The 13,252-nt window shown below is 46.8% G+C and carries 13 protein-coding genes and 1 riboswitch; of the genes, 4 read left to right on the plus strand and 9 right to left on the minus strand.

Going from position 1 to position 13,252, the window contains the following annotated elements:
* Window positions 1-82: 82 nt before the first annotated feature.
* Window positions 83-275: riboswitch (cobalamin riboswitch) on the minus strand.
* A 133-nt stretch (window positions 276-408) separates the two neighbouring features.
* Window positions 409-1,506 carry a 23S rRNA (adenine(2503)-C(2))-methyltransferase RlmN gene (gene rlmN / locus RQP50_RS20435; protein WP_315746543.1) on the minus strand — a complete coding sequence of 366 codons (1,098 nt, stop codon included), beginning with the start codon at window positions 1,504-1,506 and terminating at the stop codon, window positions 409-411.
* A 666-nt stretch (window positions 1,507-2,172) separates the two neighbouring features.
* Between rlmN and RQP50_RS20440 the strand changes: the two genes are divergently transcribed.
* A complete protein-coding gene (locus RQP50_RS20440) occupies window positions 2,173-2,433 on the plus strand; it encodes a GyrI-like domain-containing protein (protein WP_394358419.1) in 261 nt (86 codons plus the stop codon).
* A gap of 211 nt (window positions 2,434-2,644) precedes the next feature.
* Here the strand turns inward: RQP50_RS20440 and RQP50_RS20445 are convergent, their stop codons facing one another.
* The 6 genes from RQP50_RS20445 to RQP50_RS20470 form a co-directional block, all read right to left on the minus strand.
* Entirely contained in the window at window positions 2,645-3,121 is a 477-nt protein-coding gene (locus RQP50_RS20445) for a hypothetical protein (RefSeq protein WP_315746546.1), read from the minus strand.
* A gap of 236 nt (window positions 3,122-3,357) precedes the next feature.
* Entirely contained in the window at window positions 3,358-3,678 is a 321-nt protein-coding gene (locus RQP50_RS20450; protein ID WP_315746547.1) for a hypothetical protein, read from the minus strand.
* A gap of 28 nt (window positions 3,679-3,706) precedes the next feature.
* Window positions 3,707-6,103 (minus strand): DUF4179 domain-containing protein, encoded by a 2,397-nt coding sequence (locus tag RQP50_RS20455; RefSeq protein WP_315746548.1) that lies wholly within the window; start codon window positions 6,101-6,103, stop codon window positions 3,707-3,709.
* Entirely contained in the window at window positions 6,100-6,627 is a 528-nt protein-coding gene (locus RQP50_RS20460) for a sigma-70 family RNA polymerase sigma factor (protein ID WP_315746549.1), read from the minus strand. The genes RQP50_RS20455 and RQP50_RS20460 overlap by 4 nt, the downstream gene beginning before the upstream one ends.
* 209 nt (window positions 6,628-6,836) lie before the next feature.
* Window positions 6,837-7,574, minus strand: a complete 738-nt coding sequence (pyrH, locus tag RQP50_RS20465; RefSeq protein WP_315746550.1) for a UMP kinase — start codon at window positions 7,572-7,574, stop codon at window positions 6,837-6,839.
* Between the two features lie 242 nt (window positions 7,575-7,816).
* On the minus strand, window positions 7,817-8,236 hold the full coding sequence (locus tag RQP50_RS20470) for a winged helix-turn-helix transcriptional regulator (protein WP_072729224.1): 420 nt from the start codon (window positions 8,234-8,236) through the stop codon (window positions 7,817-7,819).
* 224 nt (window positions 8,237-8,460) lie between these two features.
* Between RQP50_RS20470 and RQP50_RS20475 the strand changes: the two genes are divergently transcribed.
* Window positions 8,461-8,979 (plus strand): DJ-1/PfpI family protein, encoded by a 519-nt coding sequence (locus RQP50_RS20475; RefSeq protein WP_315746551.1) that lies wholly within the window; start codon window positions 8,461-8,463, stop codon window positions 8,977-8,979.
* 162 nt (window positions 8,980-9,141) lie between these two features.
* Here RQP50_RS20475 and RQP50_RS20480 read toward each other — a convergent pair whose 3' ends face one another.
* Complete coding sequence (locus tag RQP50_RS20480) at window positions 9,142-9,957, minus strand: GNAT family N-acetyltransferase (protein ID WP_315746552.1); 816 nt, start codon at window positions 9,955-9,957, stop codon at window positions 9,142-9,144.
* Between the two features lie 246 nt (window positions 9,958-10,203).
* Entirely contained in the window at window positions 10,204-11,262 is a 1,059-nt protein-coding gene (locus RQP50_RS20485) for an NAD(P)/FAD-dependent oxidoreductase (protein ID WP_315746553.1), read from the minus strand.
* 200 nt (window positions 11,263-11,462) lie between these two features.
* Here RQP50_RS20485 and RQP50_RS20490 point away from each other — a divergent pair, with 200 nt between their 5' ends.
* Together RQP50_RS20490 and RQP50_RS20495 are read left to right on the plus strand one after the other, a co-directional pair.
* Complete coding sequence (locus tag RQP50_RS20490) at window positions 11,463-12,263, plus strand: ABC transporter ATP-binding protein (protein WP_072729227.1); 801 nt, start codon at window positions 11,463-11,465, stop codon at window positions 12,261-12,263.
* The gene (locus tag RQP50_RS20495) at window positions 12,260-13,189 is read left to right on the plus strand and encodes an iron-hydroxamate ABC transporter substrate-binding protein (protein ID WP_315746554.1); all 930 of its coding nucleotides are present in this window, start codon (window positions 12,260-12,262) and stop codon (window positions 13,187-13,189) included. The genes RQP50_RS20490 and RQP50_RS20495 overlap by 4 nt, the downstream gene beginning before the upstream one ends.
* Window positions 13,190-13,252: the final 63 nt, after the last annotated feature.

Below are 13,252 nucleotides of genomic sequence, written 5' to 3' on the forward strand. Positions count from 1 at the left end.
TAACCACTTCGGTGCAGCTAAATACACTAGTAATCTCCTACTAGCAGCACGAATAAACATCCCCCTCCCATCCTCGTGAGAAATATAGAGCACTTATATGGCAGGTCTCCTGGCTTCGCATCATCGCTCGACAATCTACCTTCCCGTTAACTCAGTTAACAGTGGATAAAAGCCTTGATTGTCAGCTCTGCGTTACAGTGGCGGGACCGCGTCGAACTCGCATCGACTTCCCTATTAAGCTGCGCATGCACAGCACCATATAAACTATTTCTATGTAATTGCGATAAGAATACGTGGTTTTATTGTAGCAAAATTTAGCATGACGGACAAAGAACTTTCTCATAGACAGCACGAAAAAAAGCGCCCTACCCATTGGTAGGTACGCTTTTTGTAAACTACAAAATATTTTTAGCTCATAGCTGCCTGATCGGCACCAGCACCGCTTTCTTTCTTAATCTGCTTGCTGCGAAGCTGGCCACAAGCTGCATCAATGTCTGTACCATGCTCCAACCGTACACTGCAGCTAATGTCATTTTTCTTCATGACATCATAGAAGCCACGAATCGACTCCTGCTCGCTGCGCTGATACTGGCTGTGCTCATCAACAGGGTTGTACGGAATCAGGTTCACATTGACCTCGTCCTGCATCTTCCACTCTTGAATCAGCTGCACCAACTCAAGTGCGTGCTCCTGCTGATCGTTCACGTCCTTCAGCAAAATATATTCCAGCGTCACCCGTTGGTTTGTCGTGTTGATGAAGTACCGAATCGCCTCCATCACCTTTGCAATCGGAATGGCGCGGTTAATCTTCATAATGCGCGTGCGAAGCTCATCATTCGGCGCATGCAAGGATAGGGCCAAGTTCACCCGCAGATTAATATCTGCGAAGTCTTTAATCTTATTCGCCAATCCGCTCGTCGATACCGTAATTCGTCTCGCTCCAATTGCCAGACCTTTGTGGTCGGTCACAACCCGCAAGAAGTCTACGATATTCTCGAAGTTATCGAATGGCTCTCCGATACCCATTACGACGATATGGCTGACGAGATCACCCTCACCCACTGCATCCAAATGGTGCTGAACCTTCATAATCTGCTCCACAATCTCGCCGCTCGACAAGTCGCGGCTCTTCGCCAGCAGTCCACTCGCACAGAAGCTGCAGCCGATGTTGCAGCCAACCTGAGTCGTCACACATACCGACAGCCCGAATTTGTGTCTCATCAACACGGTCTCAATCAAGTTGCCGTCCTGGAGCTTGAACAAGAACTTGATTGTGCCGTCAGCCGATTGCTGCTTCACATGCTCGTTAAGCGTATGAATAACGAAGTGTTCGGACAGCAGTGCTACGCTGGCTTCATTTACTTCTGTCATATCAGCGAAGTCCTTGACCCGCTTACGATATAGATAATCCCACACTTGGGATGCTCGTGACTTCTTATGCCCCCGCTCCTCTAACCAAGCGGCCAACTGATCCAATGTTAATCCATAGATGGATTGCTTATTCATCTAGTGCCCTCTTTTCAACACGTCAAAATTCTGTCTTACATACTTATAAGTGCTTTTAAAAATAGTTCAAAAGGTCGCAGCAGACTTTTTGAACTTCCTCTATAATCTGATTATTATTGTCCCAGAACTTCTGAAATATAACAAGAGTCTTTCCCGTTATAGGCAATAAGCAATTGTTTTCATAGAGCATGGCGAATGCCAACAGGTATAATTAGCGCTAAAATGTACTACTAAGAGAAGCCTGACATTTCCGCGCACACAAAGACAGGACATACATGTGCCGCAACGATACACTGAATGCAGGAAAGGATACGAGGGAAGATGGAGGCACTCATCATGCTGCTCAACGCAATTGATTATATGGAGGAGCATCTGCAATCCGAGCTTGATATCGATGCTATTGCCCGATCGGCATTGTCATCCCGATATCACTTTCAATGGATGTGAAGCTGAAGTCCTTCGCTCCAATCTCCTTTCACATTCAAATCAAAGGGGAGTCTGCTTTGAACTATCGCTTGATGGACGAAATCGAATCTACGGTCATTGGGAAAAGCATCACCATCTATAACGATCCCTACAAAGAAATTCCTGAATTCGTTCGACGAATACGGAATGATAGCACTCATGATCGATTAAACGAGATATTGGAGTCAACCCGCGCACAATATGCTCTACGGCTATTTTTATGATTTTGAAGAGGATGGAACGAAGCGCTATCTGATGGGATATGACATTCCCGAGGGACAAGAAGTTCCTTCTGAATTTGATTTATTGCATATCCCTGCTGTCACTTACGCCGTATTTGAAAGTCGAGAAACGTTAACGGACGAACCGGATTCCGGTCAGGAAATTCAGAATGTATGTCGACGGATCTATTCCGAGGTTCCCTTCCACGAATTTCGAGCAGGTAGAGGGGCCGTGTATTGAAAAATATTACTGGGTGGATGATCACAGAGCTGAGTCGATTTGTGAGGTGTGGATCCCGGTAAGGAGAAAAAAATAAAGCTATCTCTCAAGCGCATACTGTCTCTTTCGTTCATCGTATTGATTGCATAAGTAAGGGCGCCAGTCGCGGCGCCCTTCTTCTTTTCGAACCCTGAAATGGATAGAAACCATTCTGCTCTCTCTATTATTTATTTCATTTACGCTCCATGCGAACGAGACTGCCGAAGTTATCGAACTGGGCTACGATAGACGCATTACCTTTTCTGCTAAACGTGTAGTCGCCCCAGTCCTTATTAACCTTCACCTCGTAGGAAGATAAGTCTACGCCCCACAATTTCTTCGCGACAGGCTTAGCGATCGCAACACCTTGCTCTTTCGTCAATGATTTGCGCTTCTGATTATCCGTTGCAGGCTTAACATTTATGGAAATAAGCTTACCCGTCTTTGCTTCAATTGTGGCAGCAGCCTCGACCACGAACGCCCGGTTATTCTCGTCTATCATCACAGCCCCATTTTTTCTGGGATCGCCTTTAACTTCTATTTTTCTTGCTAGCTTCCACTCTTCTTTTCCTTCATATTTTTCGTATTCAATGTTCGTAAATGGTTGAACCTTATCGATCCCCATATTTTTTACAGCCTGCTCTGCTACGCCTATGATTCTACGATCCATATCCGCTACCTTGTATGTAAAGCGGAGATTTAATGGCTTATTTGTCTTCGTATCGATTTGAACGAATTGATTGTCTTTCGCTCTGAAAGTCATTGATTCCGTTTTATTGTCTGCGATATTGCTTTGGAAAAACTGAGCTTCCGTAAAGACAAGCTCTGCGTTTTTGCTTAACGCTGCTGACTGTACTGCCTTCAGGTACGATGCCTGCTCACCGGTTACCTCCTCCAGCTTGAAGCTTAGCGATATGTAAGTACCTCGCCCGAAACTGCATCAACCGATACAATGGCGCTCCGATCCTTGGATTGGATGATCCAATTCTCTTTTTTCTTTTTATCTACAAAATAACTATCCTTGAACGCTTCCTCCAATTGAAATGCTTTTCCGTTTCCGTATTGCTCAATCGCCTTCTCAGCCGACTCTGTCAACTTTTGATCTACATCGCTATACTGAACAATTCCCGTCCCTCCGTTATTCCCGCCGGCCTGTTCCGCCATAGCCGGAGTTGCAGCGAACAAACTGCATGCGAGTGTAAGCGCCAATAATGTATTCATTTTCATGAAAAATACCCTCCTCGTATAAGTCCGTTTAATCTTGTATTCCCTCTACCGGAATCAGCTCCAACTTCCAGAACTCACCCTTTGCATTGACGGTTCCTTTCATCGTCATCGAACCTTTTTTCGTGAATGTATATTCATTGAGCTTGACGCTCACATCGTAGCCTTCCATATCGATGCCGAATACTTGCTTAACGGTCGAATCGACCTTACTGATAGCCTGTTCTGGCGTATAAAGCAAAGTTGCGTATTTCTTCCGTACAGCTTGCTCATCGCCAGGATAATCATCTTTATAGCTTTGCTGAACCGACCAGACTCGGTTCGTCCGTACCCCCACTCTGGCAAAGAGATTCCTATCACGTCCAATCTCCCATACATGTTCCGTTGGAGTCATTCTCTGCATCATGGTTGTGGATCGCAATGCCTTGCCTTCTGTAAAAAGTGGATACGCCTTCTCCGCTGCAGCTTTGGCCTTTTCATTGAAGCTTCCATGTTCATACCGCAGTTCTGCCATTTCCACCTGGCCCGTTACCGCATCAATCGTAATTGAAGCTTGGTCATTATGGAACGACCAGCTATTAAGTTCCTTAGATTTCACACGGACAGCATCCGAGAATGCGACCGGTTGTTCAGGCTTCATCTGCCGCAAGGTATCTTCCACCGTCTGACGCAGCTTGTCATTCAATTCATGGTATGGAACGGCGCGTTGTACAGTAATGGGTTCTGCCGCTTCTTTGAGCATAATGACAAAGCTCTCGCCGTTATCCTTGGCATATAGGAACCACCGATCGCTGTAATCTGCGACGCCATACAGTTCGGCTGGCCTGTTTGGAGCGAGATCATGCATAGCCTGTTCCGCCTTGCTTACAATTTCGGGCTTTAATTCCGCCACTGTCTTCTCATATATTGGTTCATCGTAACCTGGAGGGAGCGGTTCAGCCGACGGCACGAGCGGAATGCTCCAACTGATTGGCGTCTTCTTCGTCCAACTTTCCAGGGATACGTTCAGGCTGCCGGGGATCTCGGACTGACCTTCGAAAAAGAACAGCGTACGATTGCGATACTTTCCTTGCGAATTCTGCTCCAGTTCTGTCGCCGACTCCGCTCTAATTTCCTTCCCCTGCTTGTCCATCATGCGCCATTCCAGATCTAGCGTGTCAGAACCAAGCTGCTGATCAGCCTCCAGTATCCACCCCTTGCCTTGAAAGGCTTTGTAGCCGTCCTTCAACTGCTCAGGGACTTCTTCTGTCTTCATTCGTGCCTTGAAAACAATGCTCTTCCCCTTCACCTCCTTCCTTAACGGCTCCTTCATCAACGCCGCTGGATCGAGTGCTATAGAATCCCCTTTAGAGAATCGTTCCTGTGTATAGATTGCTTTCATTTCCAAGGTCAAATCCTTTGTCTCCTCAAAAGGAACGAACGCATGGCGGTACCTCATATGCCCCAACGTTCCTTGACCATGTAAGGACTGTTGAAGAACATTCTTATTTCCGATGGCTAATTCTCTGCGCACCAGACCATCATATGCAGCCACTATATCTCCTTTCCCATCTTTAATTTCATACCGGAACATTGGATCTGTTTTCTGAGCGCTTCTCCATGCCTGTGTCTCATTGACTTGCAGCAATAGCTCTGATTTACTTGGCCCATGACGAAGCTGGTTAACATCTACGCTGAATCCCATCTGTGATTCATATCGCTTGTTAAGTGGCACGATAGTTGAAGAAGACTTCGCCTTCATCAGATCAATAGGTACGTCCAAGTGCCATTTCCCCCGCGTCTTGCCGATCTGATTGATATCGAAGCGCACCGTAATCTGGTTTGGCAGATCTGACATATCTGAAATCTCTTGGCCGGGCACAAGATCGTCTAGCGACAGGATTAGAATTCGATCGTTCCCTGCATGGGTCTGCTGCAACCGAAGCGGAAGCACCTTCCCCTCGCTGTCCACAATCTCGTATCGGTTCACGTACGGATCATCTTCGGATCCGTTCGGGATGAACGTATCGAACAGCCGATCCGAATCCATGGATTTTCCGTCCTGTTCGATTCCGTACAGGATTGAAATGCGCAATACATCGTGAATTGCTTCTTTCACCTTCAACGTAATTCCCTGATCGGTTACTTGCTTGTTGATCGGCACCGCAAACCCCTCGTCCGCCGCCTTCTTCAAGCCTTCATCCGTTTTGTTCAACGAGAACCATGATTTCACGACTTCAGCGAATGTAGGAGAGGCAGCTGCACCCAGTGCGACGGCCAGAACAAGTCCTGCAGCGGTGATTCCCGCCACCTTCGTAATCTTCATGACGCCGCCCGTTTGCCGAAGCTCTCGCTTCGCTTGCCGTACGCCCATGATGCTTCGCTCGCGCAGTTCCTCCGGTATATCAATTTTCTCTATTTCCTCTATAATTCGATTGCGCTGGCTCATGAGATTTCACCTCTCTTCAAACTCTTCCGAAGCTTGCTCAATCCCCGGTATAGTATTGTTTTCGCGGAACCCAAGGGAAGCTCCAGCATGTCCGAAATGTCCTGGAACGTATACCCCTGATAAAACTTGAGCAGGATGACGCTCTTCTCTTGGCCATCCAATTCGTCGATCAATTCTTGCAAAGTTACAGCCAAGGGAATATCCTCCTCGCAGGAGCTTTCTATTTGCTGCTCGGCATACTCGGGCGAAAACGGAATGATTTTATTGCGCTGCTTCAATATATAAAGAGAGCGATTAATCGCGATTTTGAGAATCCAGGTCTTAAAATACTGCGGTTCCCGCAGGCTGCCGATCGATTTAAAAGCTTGATACGCAGTTTCTTGTACGATGTCGAGCGCATCTTCCTTATTCTTCACGTACATGTAAGCCATCCGGTAGATGGCTTCCTCGTGCTGTTGGAATAGCTCCAGGAACGCCTTGTCGCTTCCCTTCTGCGCTTTCTTCACGAGCTTATGTATATCCATGTGGCATCGTTATCTCCCTTCCCTCTCATATCATTAGAGCACGGAAGAGAAATTTTGGCTTTGAATGAATAAAAAAAGCCATCCCATAGGATGACTTAAAGCAGCTATAACGGACGAGAATCCAGTTATAACGAAGCTCTTTACAATGAATTTCTCTATTTTCAATACTGAACTGAAAAGGATCCACGCTTGTGGATACTTTTTTTGTATTAATCAAACTGTAGAATTGACTCCTCGCTAATTAATGTGCCATTATTTTTTCCTTCACATATGTCACGCATCGTCCCCGGCCGATCGAAGTTGAACACATGGATAGGCAGACGGAAGTCCCTCGCCAAAATAAATGCGGATTGATCCATCACCCTCAAATTATGCTGGATCACATCGTTGTAATGGAGAGAGGCGAACTTTCTCGCATCCTTGTTCGTTCTCGGATCCGCCTCAAGCACACCGTCAACGCCTTGCTTCGCCACGAGCAGAGCGTCGCAATTCACCTCAATTGCCCGCTGCACGGAGGGATAATCGGTGGTGACATAAGGCTGGCCGTTGCCCCCGGCAAATATGACGATATACCCCTTCTCCAAATGGTGAATCGCTCGCAAGCGAATATACGGCTCTGCAACAGAAGTAACCGGCACGGCGGTCATGACGCGCACCTCCTTATCGGTCTTCGCCTTCAGAACGCCTCGCAGCATAAGACTGTTGATGACGGTCGCCAGTGTCCCGATATTATCGGCCTCTGCGCGCTCAATCCCCCAACTTTCCGCCATATTTCCACGAAATATATTTCCTCCCCCAATGACGATCGACACCTCAACACCCAGCTCCACGACGGACATCACTTCACTAGCAATATGCTCTAGTCTGTCAGTAGCAAAGCCGAATTCACTGCTTCCTGCAACAGCACCGCCGCTAAGTTTAATCATGACTCGCTTGTATCTCGTCATCCCCACACCTCCGTAGAAATTGGCAAAATAAAAAAACACTAAAGCAGCGAATGCCTTAGTGTTCTTATGGAATGAAAAAATATGAAAATGAAATATCGAATGAACGGTTCGTCTTCGGCTTCCAATTCATACTCCCACTCCTTCTCATCTTGATTTCCACCTATTGTAAAGAATCCATGTAGAAAAATCAACGTGATCTAGATCACACTTACTGCCTCACGGCGACAAGACCGCTATCCTGCTCAGCCACGTTGTTCCTTGCATGGATGAGATGCACAGCCTTCGCCTTCGATCCCCAGTTCCTGCTTGATTTGATCCATTCGCATTTTTCCCCACTCATACATCATTTCCACGAGAGGCAGCAGCGTCATGCCAAGCTCCGTCATGGAATACTCAACCTTGGGCGGCACCTCTGGATATACCTCCCGATGCACAATTCCATCCTCCATCAGTTCGCGCAGCTGGTTGGTCAATATTTTATGGGATACTTTTGGGAACAAACGTTGGAGATCACTGAAGCGATGCGGACCTTCAACACCCAAGTGCCAGAGAATGACGACCTTCCACTTTCCACTGATAATGGACAACGTCAACTCCTTCTCACAGTTAAAATCACCGTTCACGATTTTCTTCTTTATTTCTTCTCGCAATGTATCTGACATCGATTTCAAAACTCCTCATTTCTTCAATAAGTTAACCTATAGGTAACCTCCGCACAAAAAAGTGCATTCTTCACAGCATAGAAAGGTGTCGGTACAATAAGACACATCTTACAGCGATGATCGCAATATCAAATCCACTTCATACTCAGAAGTGATTCAGTACATGCTGCAGCATGTACCTGGCACCAACTTAACTGTGTACCACGAATAGGAGGCCATATTTTATGAATAAAAAAGCTTTATTTATTATACCACCTGAACGATTTAATGAAGACGAGCTGTTCCAGCCAAAAGCTGCCTTGGAGCAGGCAGGAGTGAACGTCACCATTGCCAGCACCACAACCGGTGAGATCACAGGCGACTTCCAAGGGAAAGACACGGCAGAAGTCATCTTCTCCGATGTGTCTGCTGCCGACTATGACGTCGTAGCTGTAATCGGTGGCTCTGGAACAAATGATTATCTATGGGATAACATGGAGCTCCAGCAATACTTGAAGCAGGCGCATCAGGATCGCGTGCTTGTATCTGGCATTTGCGCAGGCGCTGTTACGGTTGCCCGTACTGGACTGCTTGCAGACAGAGAAGCAACATGCTACCCGCTTGATATCCAAATTGATCAATTGAAAGCGAATCATGTTACGTATATCGCCAAGCATGTGGTTGTCCATGATGACATTATTACCGCCGACGGCCCGGATGGCGCCGCACAATTCGGTGCAAGCTTGGTACAAGCGCTCGACTAATCAACTAACTATATGCTTTACGCAAACAATAAGAAGCCTTCGGATCAGATTGAACTGCCGAAGGCTTCCCTTCTTATGTATTATAGGCACGCTTGCCTGATAGCTTCAATGCTTCGGTTCTTCGGTGCATCATAAATGCATTAATGATTGCCCCTGTTGTGCTTACCCTCTATTAAATCTAATGTCTGTCACTTTGCCGCTGTCCACAAACCCAATTTGCTGGTATACATTATTGGAGTCGGGATTAGTCAAGTCCGCATACAACATCGGCAGCAGGGACTCTCTATGCAGCAGCTCACATACCTCCGCTACAAGGGCACTCGCATAGCCCTGTTTCCGTGATGCAGGCGGCGTATAGACCGCATTAATCCGTCCATGGCGTGGCGATCGGTGCGCAATATTTGCCATCGATGCCGGCCGACCATCGACCATCCAGAAATATAGATTCCCTTGACCAATCAATCCTTCAGCCGCCGCCAATTGGCTCTCAGGCGTGACGGTTACTCCATAAGCACTTTCCGAGAATCCTGCCAAAAACGAAGCCACGATACCCGTACGATTTACCAAGGCCTTTTCCATTGTTCCGCCTACATGCTGTGGCTTGAGCACTTTCGGACAGCAATACGATTCCATCCCCATGTGGGTGTCATAGTGCAGCTGTTTTGCATTCGCATACAGATTGGCGAATCGTTCCACTGTGTTCGGCAATCCCGTAATGCCAGGCAATTCATGCGATTCAAGCACTTCCGCAAGCTCTCTCAAGCGCTCATCACGTTCCGAATCCGTTATCTCCTTCGACATCCAAAGCCACCCATTATGTCCAGGAGACTGTGCAAATATCAAGGTGCCATCCTTCGACTTGAGACAAGTTGCCCCGTCCAACTCGCAAATGCGGTACAGCAGATTGAACGGCACCTCGTCCCGTTGAAAATAAGGGTTATTTACCAAGTCATCCGCTGTGCTCCATGATTCCAACATGCCATCGCCCCCTGAAATTTTAACTGATTGTACGCCTATGACATTTATCCGTCAATCCCAATCAAATAGGCTCAATGGTGGCATCATCAAACACACTCCTTAGAATAGGTCCGTAGCACAATAGATATCCCGCGCTCTTAGTCACCCAATCGGCTTTTTCCCGTGATACTTCGATGGATTCAGGCAAACAAAAAGAGACGCCCCTTAGCTTGCAGCAACAAGCCTTGGTGCGTCCCTTCGTTATTATTATGAATTCATCATCTGCTTCACAAGCTCACGGTTGCGTTCCTTGAACACATCGTTGTGGGAAGATACCATTCCCCAGCCATTTGCATCCGGCTGAATGAATTGCTTCGCCTTATTCACCGCGTTGGCCGCATCCTGGAAGGCGCCTGCTATTAAGTGCAGCTTCCCGTCATGATACAAAATATCCCCTGCTGCGTACAGCCCTGGAATCGAAGATTCACTGCTGGCATTGCCAGCCACATAGAAGTCCTCTACCTGCTCTATCTTCAATGCACTGTTGCCAATGAGGCTCGAATCCCGCTCATAGCCGTGATTAATAATCACTTCGTCAATCGGCAATATCTCAGTTTCGCCTGTCGCTTGATTCGTCAGTTCTACTCGCTCAATCGTCTCATGGTTGTCCGCTGCAATCAGCTTCGTAATGGAAGTATTGAAGAAGCACTCAATAGAGCTGTTCATCAGCTGCGTTATCGTTGCCTCGTGACCGGACAAAGACTCCTTATCCTTCCGGTAAGTCAAATACACTTTCTTCGCGACCGGTTCCAGTTCGTTCGCCCAATCAATGGCTGAATTGCCGCCGCCTGAAATGACCACGACCTTATCCTTAAACTTCCGGAGCGATTTTACCGTATAATTCAAATTCGCTACTTCGAAGCGCTCCGCACCCTCAATATCAAGCTTGGTTGGGTTCAATATCCCGCCCCCGACTGCCACGATGACCGTCTTGGAGTAATGCTTCTGACCGGAGGCTGCTTCCAGTACGAAGATGCCATCCTCGTTGCGAGCAATCGATTCGACCTTCTCATTAAGTACAACCTCTGGGTCGAATGTCAAACCCTGCGCCACCATTTGCTTAATTAACTGTGCTCCTGTAAGAGGTGTTAGTCCGCCGACATCCCAGATCATTTTCTCTGGATATACATGCACCTTGCCGCCAAGCTGTGGCTGATACTCGATCAGCTTTGTTTTCATTTCACGTAGTCCACTATAAAAAGCAGAGTACAGCCCTGCTGGGCCTCCTCCAATGACCGTCACATCAAATAATTGTTCCTGATCCATTTCCCTTTCACTCCTCAGAAACTCGTTGGTATTGATTATCATTATCAATGATATCCGATTCATCACCCTTTTACAACAAAAATTACTATTGACAACCGATATGCAGGAATTTATATTATGGAAAGAAATGATCTTGATAATCATTATCAATTAATGTCGATAACGCTCGTTCTTTTCCATAAATAAATGGAGGTTGAAGCATGGCTCGCCTATATACAGATGATTTAAGCATTGGTTACGGTGAACGCTTAATTGTCAAAAATCTAAGTGTACCTATTCCCGATAAAAAGATCACAACGATCATTGGCTCCAATGGCTGCGGTAAATCTACACTGCTCAAAGCAATTACTCGCATTATTCCCCACCAATCCGGTAATGTCATCCTCGATGGTGAGAACATTGCCAGAGAAAATACGAAACTGCTGGCGAAGAAAATGGCCATTCTGCCTCAAACCCCGGAAAGTGCTAGCGGGTTAACGGTTGGCGAGCTTGTCTCCTATGGCCGATTCCCTTATCAGCGCGGCTTCGGACGCTTAACGAAGAAGGATATCGAAGTCATCGACTGGGCATTGGAAGTGACCGGAACGATTGATTTCAAATATCGCCCTGTAGACGCCCTCTCTGGCGGTCAGCGCCAGCGCGTCTGGATCGCAATGGCCCTCGCTCAAGAGACTGAGATCATCTTCCTCGATGAACCGACAACGTATTTGGACATGGCCCATCAGCTTGAAGTATTGGAGCTGCTGCAGCGCCTGAATGAGGAGCAGGAGCGCACCATTGTCATGGTTCTCCATGATCTGAACCAGGCCGCTCGATTCGCCGACTACATCATTGCAATGAAGAACGGCGAGATCGTCAAGGCTGGTGACTGCGAAGAGGTTATGACCTCAGATGTACTGAAAAAGGTGTTTCAAATCGATGCTGAAATCGGACGGGATCCTCGAACGAACAAGCCGATGTGTATCACATATAACTTAATTAAAGGAGCAACAGCATCATGAAGAAGTGGTTCATCCCCTTTATGCTCATATTCGTGCTCGCAATTAGCGCCTGCACAAGCCCTGCTGCCGAGCCGAAGAAAGATGCAGCAGAGAACAAAGAAAACAAATCTGACACGATTACGTATCAGTCAGAAAATGGGCCCGTGAAGGTACCTGCTGATCCGAAGCGTGTTGTCGTATTATCTTCCTTCGCAGGGAATGTCATGGCACTGAACGTGAATCTAGTCGGTGTAGATACATGGGCGAAGCAGAACCCTCGCTTTGAATCGAAATTGAAAGATGTTGCTGAAGTGTCTGATGAGAACCTGGAGAAAATTATTGAACTGAATCCGGATCTGATCATTGGTTTGTCGGGCATTAAAAATATTGACAAGCTGAACCAAATTGCCCCTACCGTTACATTCACTTACGGCAAGGTCGATTATCTAACACAGCATCTGGAGATCGGCAAGCTTTTGAACAAGGAAGCCGAAGCGAAAGCTTGGATCGACGACTTCAAGAAGCGTGCTGAAAAAGCTGGCAAAGACATTAAAGCCAAAATCGGTGAAAATGCAACTGTCTCGGTTATCGAGAACTTCAATAAGCAATTGTATGTGTACGGCAACAACTGGGGACGTGGAACGGAGATTCTGTACCAAGAGATGAAGCTGAACATGCCGGAGAAAGTCAAAGAAAAAGCGTTGGGACCTGGCTACTTCGCACTCTCTACTGAGGTTCTTCCGCAATTCGCAGGCGACTATGTCATTCTCAGTAGAAACAAAGCTGGCGACAATTCATTCCAAGAAACGGAATCGTATAAAAATATCCCTGCCGTGAAGAACAATCGCGTGTTCGAGGTTAATATGAATGAATTCTATTTCAATGACCCGCTCACATTGGACTTCCAATTGGAGACATTCATTAAAGATTTCGCGGCAAGCAAGTAACGTCTGGAGAAGGAATTCTTATATTTAAGAATTCCTTTTCCTGTATTCTAAGCACCATTATGA

Origin of the sequence: Paenibacillus suaedae, from assembly GCF_032337355.1 — a bacterium.
GTDB classification, from domain to species: Bacteria; Bacillota; Bacilli; order Paenibacillales; family Paenibacillaceae; genus Paenibacillus_B; species Paenibacillus_B suaedae.